The 18,773-nt window shown below is 70.3% G+C and carries 22 protein-coding genes; 14 read left to right on the top strand and 8 right to left on the bottom strand.

Going from position 1 to position 18,773, the window contains the following annotated elements; genetic code table 11:
* The first annotated feature begins 183 nt into the window (after positions 1-183).
* Complete coding sequence (locus E2F49_RS09935; RefSeq protein WP_133393745.1) at positions 184-1,008, top strand: alpha/beta fold hydrolase; 825 nt, start codon at positions 184-186, stop codon at positions 1,006-1,008.
* Here E2F49_RS09935 and treA read toward each other — a convergent pair.
* Together treA and E2F49_RS09925 are read right to left on the bottom strand one after the other, a co-directional pair.
* On the bottom strand, positions 974-2,749 hold the full coding sequence (treA, locus tag E2F49_RS09930; protein ID WP_133393744.1) for an alpha,alpha-trehalase TreA: 1,776 nt from the start codon (positions 2,747-2,749) through the stop codon (positions 974-976). The genes E2F49_RS09935 and treA overlap by 35 nt on opposite strands.
* 67 nt (positions 2,750-2,816) lie before the next feature.
* Positions 2,817-3,536, bottom strand: coding sequence for an alpha/beta hydrolase family protein (locus E2F49_RS09925; protein WP_133393743.1), 720 nt, complete (start codon positions 3,534-3,536; stop codon positions 2,817-2,819).
* Positions 3,537-3,790: 254 nt separating this feature from the next.
* On the opposite strand from E2F49_RS09925, the gene E2F49_RS09920 reads away from it, so the two are divergent.
* The gene (locus tag E2F49_RS09920; RefSeq protein WP_133393742.1) at positions 3,791-4,630 is read left to right on the top strand and encodes an SDR family oxidoreductase; all 840 of its coding nucleotides are present in this window, start codon (positions 3,791-3,793) and stop codon (positions 4,628-4,630) included.
* Between the two features lie 116 nt (positions 4,631-4,746).
* Positions 4,747-4,923 (top strand): CsbD family protein, encoded by a 177-nt coding sequence (locus E2F49_RS09915; protein ID WP_082387666.1) that lies wholly within the window; start codon positions 4,747-4,749, stop codon positions 4,921-4,923.
* Between the two features lie 111 nt (positions 4,924-5,034).
* Here E2F49_RS09915 and E2F49_RS16385 read toward each other — a convergent pair whose 3' ends face one another.
* The 6 genes from E2F49_RS16385 to E2F49_RS09890 form a co-directional block, all read right to left on the bottom strand.
* Positions 5,035-5,289, bottom strand: a complete 255-nt coding sequence (locus tag E2F49_RS16385; protein WP_165971191.1) for a YkgJ family cysteine cluster protein — start codon at positions 5,287-5,289, stop codon at positions 5,035-5,037.
* Between the two features lie 5 nt (positions 5,290-5,294).
* Positions 5,295-5,630 carry a hypothetical protein gene (locus E2F49_RS16380; RefSeq protein WP_165971190.1) on the bottom strand — a complete coding sequence of 112 codons (336 nt, stop codon included), beginning with the start codon at positions 5,628-5,630 and terminating at the stop codon, positions 5,295-5,297.
* Positions 5,631-5,635: 5 nt separating this feature from the next.
* Positions 5,636-6,481, bottom strand: coding sequence for a shikimate dehydrogenase (gene aroE / locus E2F49_RS09905; RefSeq protein ID WP_133393740.1), 846 nt, complete (start codon positions 6,479-6,481; stop codon positions 5,636-5,638).
* Between the two features lie 99 nt (positions 6,482-6,580).
* Entirely contained in the window at positions 6,581-7,570 is a 990-nt protein-coding gene (gene hemB, locus E2F49_RS09900) for a porphobilinogen synthase (protein WP_133393739.1), read from the bottom strand.
* A gap of 152 nt (positions 7,571-7,722) precedes the next feature.
* Positions 7,723-8,754 (bottom strand): chorismate transformation FkbO/Hyg5 family protein, encoded by a 1,032-nt coding sequence (locus tag E2F49_RS09895; RefSeq protein ID WP_165971189.1) that lies wholly within the window; start codon positions 8,752-8,754, stop codon positions 7,723-7,725.
* A complete protein-coding gene (locus E2F49_RS09890; protein ID WP_133393738.1) occupies positions 8,751-10,121 on the bottom strand; it encodes an NAD(P)/FAD-dependent oxidoreductase in 1,371 nt (456 codons plus the stop codon). The genes E2F49_RS09895 and E2F49_RS09890 overlap by 4 nt, the downstream gene beginning before the upstream one ends.
* A gap of 128 nt (positions 10,122-10,249) precedes the next feature.
* Between E2F49_RS09890 and E2F49_RS09885 the strand changes: the two genes are divergently transcribed.
* From E2F49_RS09885 to E2F49_RS09835, 11 genes are all read left to right on the top strand, one after another.
* A complete protein-coding gene (locus E2F49_RS09885) occupies positions 10,250-10,519 on the top strand; it encodes a phosphopantetheine-binding protein (protein WP_055251389.1) in 270 nt (89 codons plus the stop codon).
* Positions 10,516-11,202 carry a COG4648 family protein gene (locus E2F49_RS09880; RefSeq protein WP_243713560.1) on the top strand — a complete coding sequence of 229 codons (687 nt, stop codon included), beginning with the start codon at positions 10,516-10,518 and terminating at the stop codon, positions 11,200-11,202. Before E2F49_RS09885 ends, E2F49_RS09880 begins: the two co-directional genes overlap by 4 nt.
* A gap of 63 nt (positions 11,203-11,265) precedes the next feature.
* On the top strand, positions 11,266-12,036 hold the full coding sequence (locus E2F49_RS09875) for a lysophospholipid acyltransferase family protein (RefSeq protein WP_082387669.1): 771 nt from the start codon (positions 11,266-11,268) through the stop codon (positions 12,034-12,036).
* A gap of 3 nt (positions 12,037-12,039) precedes the next feature.
* Positions 12,040-12,354: an ApeI family dehydratase gene (locus E2F49_RS09870; protein ID WP_133393737.1), complete on the top strand. Its 315-nt coding sequence runs from the start codon at positions 12,040-12,042 to the stop codon at positions 12,352-12,354.
* Positions 12,351-13,340, top strand: coding sequence for a lysophospholipid acyltransferase family protein (locus E2F49_RS09865; RefSeq protein ID WP_055251395.1), 990 nt, complete (start codon positions 12,351-12,353; stop codon positions 13,338-13,340). Before E2F49_RS09870 ends, E2F49_RS09865 begins: the two co-directional genes overlap by 4 nt.
* Positions 13,249-13,974, top strand: coding sequence for a LolA-related protein (locus E2F49_RS09860; protein ID WP_243713559.1), 726 nt, complete (start codon positions 13,249-13,251; stop codon positions 13,972-13,974). The genes E2F49_RS09865 and E2F49_RS09860 overlap by 92 nt, the downstream gene beginning before the upstream one ends.
* Positions 13,971-16,370: an MMPL family transporter gene (locus tag E2F49_RS09855; protein ID WP_243713558.1), complete on the top strand. Its 2,400-nt coding sequence runs from the start codon at positions 13,971-13,973 to the stop codon at positions 16,368-16,370. Before E2F49_RS09860 ends, E2F49_RS09855 begins: the two co-directional genes overlap by 4 nt.
* Positions 16,367-16,807: a hotdog family protein gene (locus tag E2F49_RS09850; protein ID WP_133393736.1), complete on the top strand. Its 441-nt coding sequence runs from the start codon at positions 16,367-16,369 to the stop codon at positions 16,805-16,807. The genes E2F49_RS09855 and E2F49_RS09850 overlap by 4 nt, the downstream gene beginning before the upstream one ends.
* A 127-nt stretch (positions 16,808-16,934) precedes the next feature.
* Positions 16,935-17,675 carry a 3-oxoacyl-ACP reductase FabG gene (gene fabG, locus E2F49_RS09845; protein ID WP_133393735.1) on the top strand — a complete coding sequence of 247 codons (741 nt, stop codon included), beginning with the start codon at positions 16,935-16,937 and terminating at the stop codon, positions 17,673-17,675.
* Between the two features lie 32 nt (positions 17,676-17,707).
* A complete protein-coding gene (locus E2F49_RS09840) occupies positions 17,708-18,202 on the top strand; it encodes a hypothetical protein (protein ID WP_133393734.1) in 495 nt (164 codons plus the stop codon).
* Positions 18,203-18,287: 85 nt separating this feature from the next.
* Positions 18,288-18,770 (top strand): hypothetical protein, encoded by a 483-nt coding sequence (locus tag E2F49_RS09835; protein ID WP_133393733.1) that lies wholly within the window; start codon positions 18,288-18,290, stop codon positions 18,768-18,770.
* Positions 18,771-18,773: the final 3 nt, after the last annotated feature.

The following is an 18,773-nucleotide window of genomic DNA, read 5'->3' as shown; positions in this document are numbered from 1 at the left end:
GGACTGCCGGTTCGATCGGAATATTAATGCGACTAATTATCGTTATCAACGAAAAGTTGACGTCATGCGGCTGCGACTGCGCTGAACGGCGCGCGATGCGGGCGCGGTCTTTTCACCGGGCCGGTATGGCGCGGGTGCGCTGATGGCGCTTCCGACCGCTCCACCACTTACAGAGGAATTCCCATGTCCGCAGTCCCCTCCACCCCACGCGTGCGCCTCCACATCGACGACACCGGCGGCACCGGCCGCCCTGTCGTGCTGATCCACGGTTGGCCGCTGTCCGCCGAATCGTGGAAGGCCCAGACCGGCCCGCTGCGCGATGCCGGTTATCGCGTCGTCGCCTACGACCGCCGCGGCTTCGGGCGCTCGGACAAGCCGGCCGACGGCTACGAGTACGACACGCTCGCCGCCGATCTGGCCGGTGTGCTGGAAGACCTTGATCTGCGCGACGTCACCCTCGTCGGCTTCTCGATGGGCGGCGGCGAAGTCGCGCGCTACATCGCCAACCATGGCGAAGACCGTCTCCACAGCGTCGTCTTCGCCGCGGCCGTGCCGCCTTACATGCTCAAGACCGACGACAACCCGGACGGGCCGCTGACGCAGGACAAGGCCAAGGAAATGGAAGACGGCCTGAAGCGGGACCGCGATACCTTCTTCGACGGGTTCACCAAGGATTTCTTCAGCGCGAACGGCGAACTGAAGGTCGACGAGCAGACCCGGCAGGAGGCGATCGCGCTGTGCAAGCAGTCCGATCAGACCGCCGCGCTGGGCTGCATGAAGGCCTTCGGCACGACGGATTTCCGCGAGGACCTGAAGAAGGTCACCGTACCGACGCTGGTCCTGCACGGCGACAGCGACGGCACCGTGCCCTACGAGGGCTCGGGCAAGCGCACGCATGCGGCGATTGCCGGCAGCGAAGCGGTCGTCGTGCCCGATGCGCCGCACGGCTTCAACGCCAGCCACGCGGATGCGTTCAATCGTGCGCTGATCGACTTCCTCGCGAAGTAAAGCCGCAGCGTGTGCCGACGACGCCGCACCCGGACGGGTGCGGCGTCGTCGTGTGGCGAACCGCTCGACGCGTGGCGGATACGGCCTGGGCGGTGCCACGTGCCGCGCGCGTCGTGCGATCCACCTCGCGTTCCAGCGCCGGGTAGAGCGCGAACAGCGACAGCACCACGCCGTTGGACCAGCCGAAGCCGTCCTGCAGCGGATACTCGCCACCGCCACCGCCCTGCAGCGCACCGTCGCCGTCGTATTTCTCGACCAGCTTGCCTTCGCGCGCGAACAGCGTGCCTGCATTCGCCACGAAGCGCGCTGCGATGGTCTCGGCGAGCGCGTTCCCGCCGCTGCGGCGCAGGCCGTCGACCGCGATCCATTGCAGGGGCGCCCAGACATTGGGGGCGTCCCATTGCTGCCCGCTGTCGATGGGCGTGGTCAGCAGCCCGCCGGGGGCGAGCAGCTGCGCCGCCACGTGACGCGCGGTGGACTGCGCACGCGCTTCCGTCGCGATGCCGGCGTGCAGCGGGAACAGCGCCGCGGCCGTGATGCCGGGACGGGGCGCGCGGCGTTCGATGTCGTAATCGGCGTAATAGCCGTCGGGGTGCCACAGGTGGCCGTGGATCGCCTTGCGGCGCGCGTCGGCCATCGCGCGGAAGTCGGATGCGCAGCGGGCATCACCGGCCTGCGCGCAGGCGCTGGCGATCGTGGTCTCGAGATGGTGCAGCAGGCTGTTGAGATCCACCGGCGCGATGGCGGTGACGCGGATGCTGTCCAGGCGCATCGGGTCGTCGAGCCAGCGGCTCGAGTAGTCCCAGCCGCTCTCCGCGCCGGCGCGCAGTTCGCGCCAGACCTGCGGATACGGCCGCGTTCCGGCAGCCGCCGTCTCGCGGTCCTGCACGAAGGATTCCGGACGCGGCGCGTCGCGGTCGTCCCAGTAGCGGTTGAGCACGCTGCCATCGGCGAGCCGCACCACGCGACGCTGTGCCTGGCCCGGCGCGAGTGCGTCGACGCCGTCCATCCAGAACGCGTGCTCGCGGCGCAACTGCGGCAGATAGCGGACCGGCAGCGCGGGATCGTCGCGCGCCTCGAGCATCACCATGTGCGAGAAGAATGGTGGCTGCGAGCGGCTGAGGTAGTAGCTGCGGTTGCCGTTGGGCACGCGGCCCCAGGTGTCGATGAGCGCGGCGAAGTTCTCCAGCATCGCCCGCGACCGCGCGTGCTCGCCGCTTTCGACCAGGCCGCGCATCGTGAAATAGGAATCCCAGTAGTAGATCTCGCGGAAGCGGCCGCCGGGCACCACATAGGGCTGCGTCAGCGGCAGCAGACTGTCGTGCGGTGCGGGCGACGGGGTCGTGCGCGTGAGCAGTGGCCACAGCGCGTCGATGTGCGCGCGCAACGTGTCGTGCGATTCGACGCGTGTGGCGGTGACCGGCGCCGGCAGCACGAAATGGCGTTCGACGAACCGGCGGATGTCGAAACCCGACTCGCCGTGCGTGCGCGCGTACTCGGCTTCGATCATGCGCGGGTCGCTGCGCGGCACCGCGTCGGCAAAGGCCTTCTGGTCCTCGAACAGCCAGGCTGCCTGCACCGCGGCGAAGGTCTGCGGCCAGGCGACGTCGGGTGTGGCAGGCAGCGCAGGTGACTGTATCGACACAGGACGCACCGACTCGCGCGTGGCAGCACATCCGGCGAGCAGGACGGTCGACAGCAGTGCGACGGCCATGCTGTGGAATGCGATACGACGTGGCATGACGGCGTCTCCAGCGCGACGAGGTGGCGAGCATCGCACCGGCGCGTTGAAGACGCCGTGGGGCGTGTCAGTCGATCAGATCGACCTGCAACACCGCGGTGTCGGTCAGCAACCCGAAATGCCCGGTGGCGAAGGTGTAGCTGGCGGTCTCGCCGTCGATCTCGGAACTGTGCCGCCCGCCCACCGTGCACACGCCGCCGTAGCAGACGATCTGGTCGATCCAGGACTTGATCGAGTGGGTGCGCATCGCAAGCGGCCTCGACGCCAGCGAGGCCAGCAGCGGGCTGCCGACCGACAGGCCTTGCGCGCCGCAGGTCGAGGTGGCGACGTTCCACGGATAGCTGCCGCAGCTCCACAGGCCACGCCACGCACCGGCGATGCCGACGAAGGCATCGACGTCACCGGCCAGGCCGTAGCCGACGATCTGCTTCGCCGCGAGGGTGACGCCCATCGAGTGCGCGATGACGTCGATCTTGCCGGTGCACGAACGCGCGATGGCCTCGACCAGCGCATCGCGCACCGGAATCTCTTCGCTGCCGGCGTGATCATTGCAGGCCGCGCAGGTGCGGCTGCCCCAGGCGGGGCGGAGGATCTCGTCTTCGCGCCAGCCGCGCGCACGCAGCTCGATGTAGGTGTTGTCGAACTGCGTCGGTGTGCCGGCATTGCCGTGCACCAGCACCACCGCATCGCGGCAGGCGGCCTGTGCAGCGCCTGACAGCGCACAGACGAACAGGATCATCAGCAGGCGCAGCAGCCGCGCATCGCGGCGATCGGAGTACAGCGACATCGCATCCCTCCCGGCCCTTCGGGCCATCCGTGACGGTCACACCCGGCGGCGCCGGACGGCGGGCCACGTGGGGGATGCAGCCCGTGCCCACACACCATCATGCTTCGCGCGATGCGGGCATTGGCCTTTCGGCCAAGCGTGCGCACGGTCACATCGCATCGCGCGTGCGAACGCAGCGCTTCGAGCCGCCGGGATTCACGAACGGGCGACGGCGGACGCGCGAGCGTGCAGGCCCCCGACCGCAGGAGTCCACGATGAACCAGCCCGCCCAGCAGCAACCGGTGCCCGGCGTCGAGAAGAAGCTCGACCCGCCCGCCGACCACGGCGAATCCAGCTACCGGGGCAGCGGCCGCCTGCAGGACAAGGTCGCCATCATCACCGGCGGCGACAGCGGCATCGGTCGCGCGGTGGCGCTGGCCTACGCACGCGAAGGCGCCGACGTGCTGGTGAGCTACCTGAGCGAGGACGAGGATGCGCGCGAAACGCAGCGCCTCGTCGAAGAAGCCGGTCGCCGCTGCGAACTCGTGCCGGGAGATCTTGCGGACCCTGCGCATTGCCGGGCGATCGTGCAGAAGACCATCGACACGTTCGGGCGCATCGACGTGCTGGTCAACAACGCCGCCTACCAGATGAGCTACACCTCGCTCGACGAGATTCCCGACGACAAGTGGGACTACACCTTCCAGGTCAACGTCAGTGCGATGTTCCATCTGTGCAAGGCCGCTGTGCCGCACATGAAGCCGGGCGCGTCGATCATCAACACCAGTTCCATCAATTCCGACAAGCCCAAGGAAACGCTGCTGCCCTACGCCACGACGAAGGGCGCGATCGCCAACTTCAGCGCCGGGCTCGCGCAGTTGCTGGCCGACAAGGGCATCCGCGTGAACTCGGTCGCCCCCGGCCCGATCTGGACGCCGCTGATTCCCTCGACCATGCCGCCCGACGAGGTCGCTTCGTTCGGCGAACAGGTGCCGCTCAAGCGCCCGGGGCAGCCCGCCGAGTGCGCGCCGATCTACGTACTGCTGGCCTCCGACGAGGCGAGTTACATGAGCGGCGGACGCTATGCCGTGACCGGCGGGGCGCCGATTCTGTAACCCTGGCTGAGCGGCAACGCGGAATCGCACGACCACGGATGTTTCTTCACCACTTCGTTGCGTGCAAGGGCGCATATCGTTCCCACCCTGCAATCCGGCAGGTCTGGAGTCGACACGTGGACAAGAACCGCACCGAAGGCATGAAGAACCAGGTCAAGGGCACCGCGAAGGAAATCGCGGGCAAGGTCACCGGCAACACGTCCAAGGAAGTCGCCGGCAAGGCACAGAAGACCGCGGGCAAGGTGCAGAGCGCAGTTGGCAAGGCCAACGACGACGCGCGCAAGGGCCGCTGAGGCGCCACGCAGGTCACAGATGGGGCGGCTTCGGCCGCCCTTTTTCGTGGAGGGTGTTTCGAGTCGATCGTCTGCTGTGCCCGCGAAGGTCGGACACGGGGGCAGACGCCCTCAGGGCGCCGTGGCCTGCTCCAGTGCTTCGAGCGTCGAGAATGCCGCGGCGCGCGATGTGCCGCACATGTCGGGCGCCGGGCGCAGCGAACCACAGAAGGCCGGTCGTTCCGGCCGTCCGAACAGGCGACAGCGCAGCCGGTCGTCGAGCTGCACGCAGGCCACGCCTGCCGGCTTGCCGTCCGGCATGCCGGGAATCGGCGACGTGATCGAAGGCGCGATGCAGCAGGCCGCGCAGCCGTCCCGGCAATCCACTCGGGTCAGTCCGCGCGGCGCACGATCGCCAGTGCCAGCAACACCAGGCCGGCGGCATCGAGCAGTGCCAGCGGCACCGACAGCAGCGCGAATGCCATCGACATCTGCGATGCCGGCATCGCCGCATGGATGATCCAGGCCTGCGCCAGCGGCCAGGCGATCAGGCCGAGCAGGTTGGCGGCCAGCAGCACGCAGAAGCCCAGCACGCCCAGCTTGCGCGACGCGGGCGACAGCGCACGGCGTTGCGCGACCAGCACCAGTCCGACCACCAGCGCGATGATGACGGGCAGGCGTCCCGGCAGCTGGCCGATGATCATCATCCCGATGTCCTGGAGGGCCATGCGCGTCAGTCCGCGGTGACCAGCGAGGCGTTGCGCGCCTGCAGCGCCTCGAACACGGCCGCGGTTTCCGGTCGCACGCCGTGCCACAGCTCGAAACTCTCGGCGGCCTGTTCGACCAGCATGCCCAGTCCGTCGATGACATCGCGCACGTCGTGCGCGCGTGCCCAGGCGAGGAACGGCACCGAGGCTTCGCCATAGCTGAGGTCGACGGCCACGGTGCGCATGCCCACCAGCGAACGCGGCAGCGCCGGAAACGTGCCGCCACGTCCCGCCGACGTCGCATTGATGATCAGCTCGAACTCGCCCAGCTCGCCGAGCTGTTCGAAATGGCGCGGATGGACGCGTCCCGGCTCGCCCAGGGCATCGGCCAGCGCGTCGGTGCGCGCCGGCGTGCGGTTGACCACGAAGAGATCGGGGATGCCGGCATCGAGCAGTGCCGGCGCGACACCGCGCGCCGCGCCGCCTGCGCCGATCAACAACGTGCGACGACCGCGCAGGTCGAGCCCGCGGCGGTCGGTGAGATCGCGGACCAGCCCCGCGCCGTCGGTGTTGTCGCCATGCCAGGTCTCACCGCGACGCACCAGCGTATTGACCGCGCCGGCCCGCTCGGCGCGCTCGCTGCGCGTCGCGGCCAGGTCGAACGCCAGCTCCTTCAGCGGCAGGGTCACGTTGGCGCCGGTGCCGCCCGCGGCCGCGAACGCCGCCAGCGCATCGGCGAACGTGGCCGGCCCCGCATCGATCGCCTCGTAGGCAACCGCGATCCCGGTCTGCGCGCCGAACGCGCCGTGGATGCGCGGGGACAGCGAATGGACGACCGGATGGCCGAACACGGCGTGGCGGGCTGGCGACATGGAAGGCTCGATGGGCGGCGCGCCGGTGGTGGCGCCGCGCCAGTCTAGCGGCAAGATTGCGGCGTCAGCGGGGAGCGTCCTGCGACGAAAAGGCCGCGCTCAGCCCTCGCGCAGCCAGCGCGCCGCGTCGAGCGCGAAGTAGGTCAGCACACCGTCGGCGCCGGCGCGCTTGAAGCCGAGCAGGGCTTCGAGCGCGCACTTGCGCTCGTCCAGCCAGCCGTTGGCGGCGGCGGCCTTGAGCATCGCGTACTCGCCACTGACCTGGTAGGCGAACACCGGCACGCCGAATGTGTCCTTGGCGCGGCGCACGATGTCGAGGTACGGCATGCCCGGCTTGACCATGACCATGTCGGCGCCTTGGTCGAGATCCTGCGCGATCTCGCGCATCGCCTCGTCCGAATTGCCCGGGTCCATCTGGTAGGTCGACTTGTCGGCCTTGCCGAGTGCGCCCGACGATCCCACCGCGTCGCGGAAGGGGCCGTAGAACGCGCTGGCGTACTTGGCCGCGTAGCTGAGGATGCGCGTGTGCACGTGGCCGTCGGCTTCCAGCGCCTCGCGGATCGCGGCGATGCGGCCGTCCATCATGTCGCTGGGCGCGACCACGTCCGCGCCGGCGCGTGCGTGGCTCAGGGCCTGCTGCACCAGCGCGTCGACGGTGACGTCGTTGACCACGTAGCCGGCGTCGTCGGTGATGCCGTCCTGGCCGTGCGAGGTGTAGGGGTCAAGGGCGACGTCGGTGATGACGCCCAGCTCCGGGAACCGCGACTTGAGCGCACGGATCGCGCGCTGGCACAGGCCGTCGTCGTCCCAGGCGGCGATGGCGTCGAGCGACTTGGCCTCCGGCGCGGTGACCGGGAACAGGGCGAGCGCGGGAATGCGCAGTTCGCTGGCGGACTCGGCGACGCGCAGCAACGCGTCGATCGACAGGCGCTCGACGCCCGGCATCGAGGGCACGGCCGCGCGGCCGTCGGCCTCGTGGACGAACACCGGGTAGATCAGATCGTCGGCGGTCAGCGTGGATTCGCGCATCAACCGGCGCGAGAAGTCGTCGCGGCGCATCCGCCGCATGCGGGTATCGAGTCGGGCCATGGGGCGGATTCTACGCCTGCGTACCCGGCGAACTCCTGCGACGGCGTGTCGCAGGGAGGTCGGCCGATGTGGGAGCGACCCTTGGTCGCGATTCCGATAGAGGCGTGCCCCGAGCACGTATCGCGCGCAAGCGCGCTCCCACGACGGTGCGATCAGCCGACGTCGTGGACGCCGTCGATCTCCAGGGCAAGCTCGCGCCGGCAGATCGCCGCATGCAGCAGCACGCGCGGCAGGCGGTCGCCGAAGCGCGCGTCGAAGGCCTCGGCCACCGCCGGCAGGTCCGACGCATCGCGTACATAGACTTTCAACCGCGAGCCGGGACCGAAGGCGACCGGCAGATCGGGGCGGTGCTGGCGCGCCGAGCCGATCAGCGCGTCGAAGTTGGCGAAGGTCTCGTCGAGCTGGGCCAGCAGTTCGCCCTCGTGCCGCGACGCGTGGCCGACGACGCTGGCCGTGCCCGAGAGCATCAGCGGCATCGCACTACCAGCCGGCGGCAGCATCGCGCGGGCGAAGCTCGGCGACTGCGGCCCGTACTGGCGCGGGTACTGGTAGGCGCTGACCTGGCGCGGGTTCTCGATCGGCGTGCCGGGCACACGCGCGGCCAGCCAGTAGACCTGGATCCGGCGCGCGTCGTCGCAACGGCCGATCGCGGTGGCCGCGGGCAGCGTCGCGGTGTCGAACGACCCCAGGCCGCGCGCGCGCCCCACGCAGAACTGGCGGTAGCGTTCGGCATCGCCGTCGCCGTGGGTGATCGCGTCGAGGTAGTTCCAGATCCGCAGCAGATGCGGAAATTCGCCCGCGCCGATGTGGCGGGTCATCTCGCGGTAGGCGCGCTCGGCGGCCAGCAGGATGCCGCTGTGGTCGCCCGCGCCGGTGTGGCCATCGGGCTCGTCGACTTCGATCGCCCCGAACAGCAGGTGGCCGTCGGTCGCCCAGGCGATGTCGCCGTCGCGGCCCGATCGGACCGGTGCCTGGCCGCGCCAGACTTCCAGCGGCGCGCCGCCGTGTGGCTGCAGCGGCACGCGCAGCCAGCGCGGGTCGTCGAGCGCGGGCGCGCCATCGCCGAAGCCGAACACGGCGAGGACGTCGGAGCGGGCGAGCAGGTCGGCCGGCGCGGCATCGTCGACGTAGTCGACGCGCAGCTGGGGCAGGGGATCGGGATGCAACGGTGCGGGAAGGCTCACGGATTGCCCTCGTGCAGGGTGTCGCCACGGAACTGCGCGCGGACCTGGCGACGGCGCGCGAACCAGCCGCGCAATGCCGCCGGTGCGATCGCGATCGCATTGACCGCGTAGACCAGGCGGAACAGGCGCAGGCGGCGCAACACCGCGGGATTGTCGAAAACGTCGCCGGCCAGCATCGAGATCACGGCCTGCTCGAGCTGCCAGTCGTTGCGCGGCGCCGCGAACAGGCGCTGCATGACCGGCGTGGTGAAGCGATGGATGAACCAGCTGAAGTGGCGCAGGCCGCGTCGCAGGCGACGTTCCATCGCGCGCTGCAGGGCGTGTTCGCAGGCGGGGTCGCGCAGGCTGCCGTCGACCACATCGGCGGCATGTTCGGCACTGTTCATGCCCAGATACACGCCCGAGGAAAACACCGGATCGATGAAGGCATATGCATCGCCGGCCATGACCCAGCCCGGGCCGGTCATGCGCGTGCAGTCGTAGGAGTAGTTGCCCGTGGCATGGACCGGGGCGACGCGCTCCGCGCCGGCCATCCGCCGGGCCACCGACGGCGTGCGCATCAGCGTGCGCATCAGGAACGTCTCGTTGTCGAGGCCCTGGCGTTGCTTGAGGTACTCGGGGAAACACACCGCGCCGACGCTCATGACGTCGTCGCCGAGCGGAATCAGCCAGTACCAGCCGTATTCGAAACGGTCGACGGTGATGTTGCCGGCATCGTCGCCATCGCGACGCTGCACGCCGCGGAAGTGGCTGAAGATCGCCGCCGACTGGTGCTTGGTGCTCTTGCGCTTGAGCTTGAGCCTGCTGCCCAGGAACGTGTCGCGGCCGCTGGCATCGACGAGGTAGCGCATCGTGACATCGAGCCGGTCGCCTTCGGCATCGCGCGCGACCGCGCCCGTCGGACGCCCGTCGGCATCGTGGACCAGCGACTCGACCTTGACCCGCATGCGCGCGTCGACGCCGTTGGCGCGCGCATTGTCGAACAGCATCGCGTCGAACTCGGAGCGGCGCACCTGGAAGGCGTAGCCGAACTTGGGATCGAGCGCGCGGTCGAAGCGGAACACGTGGGTGGTGTCGTCGGCGTCGTGCACGGGGAAATCGGCGCCGAGCTTGAGCGTGCCCATCGCACGAACCTGCTCCAGCACGCCGAGGCGTTCGAGGATCGGCAGGTTCATCGGCAGCAGCGACTCGCCGATGTGGAAGCGCGGATGCACGTCCTTCTCCAGCAGCAGGACCTTCCAGCCCCGCCGGGCCAGCGTCGTGGCCGCGGTGGTGCCCGCCGGACCGCCGCCGATGACCAGCACGTCGACGTCGAGCCTGGCGCGCTCGGCGGTGTCACTTGCGGTCGGGGGCGGGGTCGGGTTCATCGTGGATCTGCAGGCGGCGTGCGGACAGTCGCGCATGATAGCGGCAAGCCCCGTAGGCGGTCCGCAGCGCTTGCACGCGCGGTGCCGATGCCGGATCGTTGCACCCCAGTCCTGTCCCGGAAGTCCCGATGTCCGCCCAAACCGAAGCCGAACGCGCCCTCGCCGACCTGCTGGTCGAGAGTCTGAACCTGGAGGACGTGCAGGCGGCCGACATCGATCCCGAAGCCCCGCTGTTCAACGCTGGCCTGGGTCTGGATTCGATCGATGCGCTGGAGCTGGCGCTGGCGATCAGCAAGCGCTACGGCTTCCAGCTGCGCTCGGACAACGACGAGAACCGGAAGATCTTCGCCTCGCTGCGTGCGCTCTCCGCGCACGTCGAGCAGCACCGCACCACTTGATCCTGCTGCTGCAACTGCTGCTGGGGCTCGGATACACGGCCCTGGCGCATCTGGCGAGCGTCTTCCAGCACGACGGCCTCGCGCTCGGCGCACTCGTTGCGCTGATCGCGATGTTCGTCGTCGAGCCGCTGCTGGCGCGGCGCCCGCTGGCGTTCGTCGCGACGCCCCTGTTGCTCTGGGGCGCGTGGGGGCTCTACGACGCGGGCCATGCCGCGCTGCCGCTGCTGCTGGTGCCGGTGGTGTTCGTGGTCGGCATCGCATGGATCTTCGCGCGCACGCTCAGGCCCGGCTCGGTGCCGCTGATCACGCGGATCGTGGTCGGCATCGAGGAGGCCGGCGATGCCGCCGCGCTCGCGCCCGATCTGCAGCGCTATACCCGCGGCCTGACCGCGGCCTGGGCCATCGTGCTGCTGGGCATGGCCGGCGCCAGCCTGACGCTGGCGCTGATCGCCAGTCCGTCCGGCCTGCTGGAGAGCCTGGGCGTGCCCTCGCCGCTGCCGATCACCCAGGAGCAGTGGTCGCTGTGGGCCAACCTGCTCAATTACGGCGTCATCGGCGGGTTCTTCATCGTCGAGTTCGCGTACCGCAAGCGGCGGTTCCCCGGTCGCTATGACGGATTTCTCGGATTTCTGCGCAAGCTGGCCGGGCTCGGCCCGATGTTCTGGCGCGATCTGCTGCGCTGAAGCCGGCGCCTGAACGCAAACGGCGCGATTTGCGGCTGTCACACGCGATATCCTTGTCGCCCGATGGAATACCGACAGACCCGTGCCGCAACCGGGGCCGCGGCGTTCGCGGCCCTGTCCGCACGCGCGATCAACGTCCTGGAATGCCTGTACACCCTGCTATGGACGGCGGGCTGGATCAGCGTGTCCCTGATCCGGCAGGCGCTGACCGGCCGGCCCGAGCTCGCGCTGGAGATGGCGCGCACGCACTGGGCGCCGGGTCTGGTCGGGCCCGCGGGTGGTCTGACGGTCGAAGGCGCCGAAGCGGTCGACTGGAACCGCCCCTACCTCGTCGTCGCCAACCACGAATCGCTGCTCGACATCTGCGTGCTGTTCATGGCCGTGCCGGTGCCGCTGCGCTTCCTGCTCAAGGACGAGATGCGCCGCGTGCCGTTCCTGTGCACCTACGCGCGCGCCACCGGCATGCTCTTCATCAGCCGCGAAGACCGCCGCGCCGGGCCGCTGCTGCGGCGCCAGGTCAGCGGGCTGCTCGGTTCGGGCAAGTCGCTGTGCCTGTTTCCCGAAGGCACGCGCTCGCGTGACGGCCGTCTGGGCGAGTTCAAGTCGGGGTCGTTCCAGGCGGCGATCGACGCCGGCGTCGACGTGCTGCCGATCGCGCTGCACGGCACCGGCAAGGTGCTGCCGCCGACCGGCTTCTTCCGCACCTGCCGCGGCCCGATGCGTGCCACCGTGGGCACGCCGATCCGTGTCGAAGGCCGCGCCGGCGCCGCCGGCCGGCAGGCCGTCGCCCGCGAAGCGCAGGACGCCGTGGCCGCGATGCTCGGCAGGCGCTGAGCGATGACGTCGCACGTGTTCGTCGTCGATGCCGCGCATCCCTGCCTGCCCGGCCATTTTCCCGGCCGGCCGCTGGTGCCGGGCGTGGTGATCCTCGACCGGGTCATCGACGCGATCGAAGCCGCATACGGCCCGCAGGACGCATTGCGACTGCCGCAGGTGAAGTTCGTGCAGCCGCTGCTGCCGGGGGAAGCGGCGGCGATCGTGCTCGAGGACATGCGCCGCGACGGCGCGCCGCGCTGGCGCTTCCGCGTGGAGCGCGCGGGCGTGCTGCTCGCCAGTGGCGACGTCGTCGCCGACGGTCTCGCGCAGGCATGAGCAGCGCGTGGAAGGCGCGCCGCGAGGGCGGCGGGCGGCTGGCGTTGCGATCGCTGCTGGTGTTCGCCTCGAACTGCGGACGGGCGCCGGCACGCGCGCTGCTGTATCCGATCTCGCTGTACTTCATGATCCGCCGGGGTGCCGAACGTCGCGATTCGCGGCGCTACCTGTCGCGCATGTTCGGCCGGCCCGCGCGGCTGGGCGAGGTCGCGCGGCACTTCCGCACCTTCGCGGCGACCATCCTGGACCGGTTGTTCCTGCTCAGCGAGAACACGCGTCGCTTCGACGTCGACGCGCAGGGCTTGGACATCCTGCACGGGCATCTGGACACGGGCCGCGGCGTGCTGCTGTTCGGCTCGCATCTGGGCAGTTTCGAAGTGTTGCGCGTGCTCGCCAGCCAGCGGCCCGACTACAAGATCCGCGTCGTGCTCGACCGCGCGCACGGTCAGGCGATGACCGAGCTGCTCGAAGCGCTCAACCCGGAGGTCGCCGCGACCGTCATCGACGCGGGTGCCGACGGCCCGTCGGTGGCGCTGGCGATCCAGGACGGCCTGGCGCAGGGCGCGATGGTCGCGCTGCTGGTCGACCGCAGCCAGGAGGGCGGCGCCACGCTGCCGGTGCCGTTCCTCGGTGCGCCGGCGCCGTTTCCGGTGGCGCCCTGGCTGCTCGCCTCGGTGCTGAAGGCGCCGGTGATGTTGGCCTTCGGCCTGTACCGTGGGGGCAACCGCTACGACCTGGTGTTCGAGCCTTTCAGCGACGGCATCGACCTGCCGCGTCGCGAGCGCCAGGCGGGCGTGTCCGCGCTCATCCACCGTTATGCCGCGCGCCTCGAACATCACGCCCGCAGCGCTCCCTACAACTGGTTCAACTTCTATGACTTCTGGAATGGCGCCGATGCCCCGCACGTTTCCGCACCGGTGGCAGGCGGGTTGCCTGCTGCTGGCGATGCTCGCAGCGCCGGCCTGGTCGGCGACCCAGAGCGCTGACGGCGCCCAGCGCGCCAGCCAGTCGCGCGACCGCGTGCCGGCGCCGGCCGCCGTCGCGCCGCGCAGCGTGGACGCCGACTGGATCCTGCAGCGCCTGACCCAGCACGGCGCCACTGCCACGCCGTTCGTGGAGCTGCGCGTGTCGTCGATGCTCAAGCGCCCGCTGGTGCTCTCGGGCGAATACCGCCGCCCGGACGCCGACACGCTGGTGCGCGAAGTGCGCACGCCCTACGTCGAGACCACGACCATCCGCGGCACCGAGGCGACGATCGCCCGCGAGGGCCGCGCTGCGCGCACGTTCTCGCTGGCGCGCGTGCCCGAGCTCGCTGCGTTGCAGGGCAGCTTCGGTGCGCTGCTGGCCGGGGACCGCAAGGCGCTGGAAACCGTCTACGCCCTCGAGGCCGACGGCGTGCCGGCGGACTGGACGCTGACCCTGAGCCCGCGCGATGCCCGCCTGGCCGGTCGCGTGACCGCCATCGTGCTGCGCGGCCGCGACGCCGAACTGCGCTGCATCGAGACGCGCCCGAAGCAGGGGGATGCGCAACCGACGCTGCTCGGCAGCGCCGCGACCGCCGCCGCTGCGGTCGACTCGCTCGACGCCGCGCAGCGGCTGTGCCACGACGTCCCGCGTTGAGCGGGCGGCCCGGATTCCGCGACCGCCTGCTGCAGCGCCCCGGCCTGCGGCTGACGCTGGCCGCCCTGTGGTTGCTGGCATTGCTCGCACTGGGCTGGCTCGCGAGCGCCCGACTGGAGTTCAGCGGCGACCTGCGCCGCTTCCTGCCCGATGCGCGCACGCCCGAACAGCGGCTGCTGATGGAGGAACTCGGCGACGGGCCGGGCTCGCGCCTGCTGATGCTGGCGATCTCGGGCGAAGCGCCCGAAGCACTCGCCGACCGTTCGCGCGCACTGCATGACGCGCTGGTCAACGACCCGCGCTACACGCTGGTCACCAACGGTGGCGAAGCCGGACTCGATGCGTTTCCCGAAGACCTGCTGCCGTACCGCTATCTGCTGACGTCGAGCTTCGACGCCGCGCCGCTCGACGCCGACACGCTGCGCGAGGCGCTCGATGCGCGCCTGCAGGATCTCGGTTCCCCCGCCGCGGGGCTCGTCGAGCCCCTGATACCATCCGATCCCACGCTGGAAGTCCTCGCGCTCGCCGAGGCCTGGCAGCCGGCCGGCGCGCCGCAGCGCCTGCACGACGTGTGGTTCGACAAGGCCGGCACGCAGGCCTTGCTGCTGGTCGAAACGCGCGCGGCGGGCTTCGATCCGACCGGCCAGCTCGACGCGGTCGGCACCATCCGCGACACCTTCGCCACGCAGGCCGCCGGCAGCACCGCGACCCTCGACGTCGTCGGTCCGGGTGCGTTCTCGGTCGACATCGGCGGCCGCACGCAGGCCGAGGCGCAGCGCATCGGCATGGTCGACACCATCGGCCTGATCCTGCTGCTGCTGATCGCCTATCGCAGCTGGAAGATGCCGCTGCTCGGCGTGCTGCCGCTCGCCAGTGCAGGCATCGCCGGCCTCACCGCGGTGGCGCTGCTGTTCCCCGGCGGCGTACACGGCATCACCATCGCCTTCGGCTTCACCCTGATCGGCGTGGTGCAGGACTATCCGATCCACTTCTTCAGCCACCAGCGCGCCGGGCTGTCGCCGTGGCGCAACGTGCGGGGGCTGTGGCCGGCGCTGTCGACCGGCGTCGTCGCGACCTGCATCGCCTACGCGACCTTCCTGTTCTCCGGCGTCGACGGCCTGCGCCAGCTCGCGGTGTTCACGATCTTTGCGCTGGGCATCGCCGCGTTGACCACGCGCTATCTGCTGCCGGGTCTGGTCGACCCGTCGCCGCCGGATCTCGCCGATTCGCCGCGCCTGCAGCGCCTGTGGCATCGCATCGAGGCGCTGCCGCGACCGAAGTGGTCGCTGGCGGTCCTCGCACTCGCCGCCGTCGCCGCGATCGCCTGGAGCCCCGGCGTGTTCTGGCAGAACGACCTGTCGAAGCTGACGCCGGTCGATCCGGCCTCGATGCAGCGCGACACCGAGCTGCGCGCCGAACTCGGCGCGCCGGACGTGCGTTACGTGCTGGTCGCGCAGGCGCGGGGCAGCGATGCCGTGCTCGACGCGACGGCGGCGTTGCGCCCAGCGCTCGATGCGCTGGTCGCCGACGGGCATCTCGACGGCTACGACATGGCCGCGCGCTATCTGCCCGCCGCGGACGTCCAGCGCGCACGACAGGCCGCGCTGCCGGACGACGCGACGCTGCGCACGATGCTCGCCGCGGCACTGGCCGGTTCGGAATTCAACGAGGATGCGTTCGAACCCTTCGTCGAGGACGTCGCCCGCGCGAAATCGGCCGCGTCCCTTACCCGCGCCGATCTGGAGGGCTCGCCGCTGGCGACGGCGGTGTCGGGCCTGCTGCTCGAGCACGACGACCGCTCGACCGCGCTGGTCTCGCTGAGCGGTCTCGACGATCCGGCCGATGTCGAGGCACTCGCCGCGCAGGCGCGCACCGCCGATGTCGACGTGCGCCTGCTCGACATGAAGGCCGCGTCCGAATCGCTGGTGGTCGAATACCGCGGCCGCGTGCTCGCGGCGATGGCCGTCGCGCTGGTGCTGCTGGTCGGCACGGTGTGGATCGCGCTGCGCAGCCCGCGCCGCGTCTGGCGCGTGCTGCTGCCGACGCTGCTGACCTTGCTGGTGATCGTCGCCGTGCTGCGACTGGCCGGCGTCGAACTGACCCTGTTCCATCTGGTCGCGCTGATCCTCGCCGCCGGCCTCGGCCTCGATTACGCGCTGTTCTTCGAGCACGCCGGCGACGATCGTGCCGACCAGATCCGCACGCTGCACGCGATCCTGGTCTGCAGTCTGATGACCCTGCTGGTCTTCAGCCTGCTCGCGCTGTCGTCGATTCCGGTGCTGCGCGCGATCGGCAGCACGGTCGCGCTCGGCGTGTTGTGCAACTTCGTGCTGTCGCTGCTGGTTGCGCGCCAGCGTGCGGCGATCGAAGCCGCGCGTGCGGAGCTGCTTCCATGAGCGTCGTCGATCGGGACGCGATCCTGGCGATGATTCCGCACCAGGGCGCGATGTGCCTGTGGGATGCGGTCACCGAATGGAACGACGCGCGCGTGACTTTGCACAGCGCGAGTCATCGCGCCGCCGACAACCCGCTGCGCAGCCACGGCCGGCTGCGCGCCCTGCATCTGTGCGAATACGGCGCGCAGGCGATGGCCGTGCACGGCGGATTGCGCGGGCAGGCCAGCGGCGCGCCGGTGCGGCCGGGCATGCTGGTCGCCTTGCGGGGCGTGCACCTGCACGTCGCGTACGTCGACGATCTCGCCGGCGATCTCGAATGCGTGGCCGAGGTGCTGGTGGAGTCGGAGGACAGCCAGCAGTACGCGTTCCGGATCAGCTGCGATGGCGTGCTGCTCGCCGAAGGGCGTGCGGCGGTGATGCTGGGGCCAGCGCAATAGTCGCTTTGCAGGATGGGTGGCGCGCAGCGAAACCCATCGCACGAACGCTCATGGCGATGATGGGTTTCGCCTTGCTCTGCCCATCCTGCGGTCGTCGCACGTGTCGGCGGCTCGTTACAATCGCCACATGAGCGAATCCACGACATCCGCACGTCGCGCCCTCGTCACCGGTGGCAGCGGCGACATCGGCGGCGCGGTCTGCAGGCGCCTCGCCGCCGATGGCTTCCACGTCATCGTCCATGCCAACGGCAATCGCGCACGGGCCGGGACGGTCGTCGCCGACATCGTCGCGGCGGGCGGCAGCGCGGAAGCTGTCGTGTTCGATGTCGCCGATGGCGCGGCCGTGCGTCGCGCGCTCGACGCGCTGCTCGAAGCGGGGCCGATCCAGGTCGTCGTCAACAATGCCGGCATCCACGACGACGCGCCGATGGCCGGCATGTCCGAGGCGCAGTGGACGCGGGTCATCGACGTGTCGCTGCACGGCTTTTTCCACGTCACCCAGCCGCTGCTGCTGCCGATGGCGCGCAAGCGCTGGGGCCGCATCGTCAACGTGTCCTCGGTCGCTGCGGTGACCGGCAACCGAGGGCAGACCAACTACGCCGCCGCCAAGGCCGCGCTGCACGGCGCGTCGAAGTCGCTGGCGCGCGAGATGGCCAGCCGCGGCATCACCGTCAACGTGGTCGCACCGGGCGTGATCGCCGGCAGCATGGCCGATGACGCGTTTCCGCAGGAGACGATCAAGCAGATCGTGCCTGCCGCACGCGCCGGCACGCCCGACGAGGTCGCGGCGCTGGTCGCGTTCCTGTGCTCGGAACCGGCCGGCTACATCAACGGCCAGGTCATCGGCGTCAACGGCGGCATGGGCTGACGCACCACTTCTCCAGGGACGAGTATCGATCGATGCGCCTGTTTCCGCTGACCTGTCTGATCGCGATCGGCTGCACGCTCGCCGGCACCGCGATAGCCGCAGAGAAGATCCGTCTCGAAGTACCGGTGCCGGTCGTCGCGGGCGCCGACATCGATGCCGAGATCCTCGACAACTGCGACATCGCAGGCAACTTCAACACCGCCCTGATCCGCGAGCTGCGCAAGGTCGCCGAGCCGGCGCAGACGCCGCTGGCCGACATGCACGGGCGCGTGCTCAAGGTCGAGATCGTCGATGCCATCTGGGGCGGCAACTGGTTCATCGAACACACCCAGACGCTGCGCGTGCGCGGCGCGCTGTACGAGGACGGCACGCGCGTGTCGGGCTTCAACGGCGTCATGCAGGGGCGCGGTGGCGGCATGACCAGCGGCTGTTTCCAGATGAACGCGAACTTCCGCGCGCTGACCTGGCACATCAAGCGCTGGCTGCGGAACCCCGTCGACGGCGCCCGGATCGGGCAGGGCGGCTGAGCGCGCGTCATCCACGCCGGCTTCAGGTCGTCGGCCCGATGATCGTCGGGCGCCCATCCGGGCACACCCGAACTGAGAAATCGCCATGCGCGCCTTCCGCTTGATGCTGCTCTCGCTCGCCGCCGTCGTGGTCACCGGCTGCGCCAGCTCCCACGTGCTGACCGGCACGCCGCGCGCGCCGATCGACCCGGCGCAGGTTCGCATCTATCACGGGCCGCCGCCGGGCCAGTACGAGGAGATCGCGATCCTCAACACCAGCAGCGGCGCGCTGACCTACGGCGAGCAGAACAAGGTCGATTCGGTACTGCGCAAGCTGCGCGCCGAAGCGGCCAAGCTCGGTGCCAACGGCGTGTTGTTCCAGGGCACGGCCGACGGGTATCGCAGCGGCGGCGTCAGTGTCGGCGGCGGGCTGGGACGTGGCGGCGGTCGCACGTTCTCCTCGGCCGGCGTCGGCGTGGACATCAGCCCGCAGCAGAAGTACGCCAGCGGCGTGGCGATCTGGGTGGCCAATCCGCCGCCGGAAACCGCGATGCCCCCTGCACCGGCGACCCCGCCGCCGGCGCGTTGACCG

Origin of the sequence: Luteimonas terrae (assembly GCF_004358165.1) — a bacterium.
In the GTDB taxonomy this organism is placed as follows: domain Bacteria; phylum Pseudomonadota; class Gammaproteobacteria; order Xanthomonadales; family Xanthomonadaceae; genus Luteimonas; species Luteimonas terrae.
This window is presented reverse-complemented; position numbering and strand designations above follow the sequence as displayed.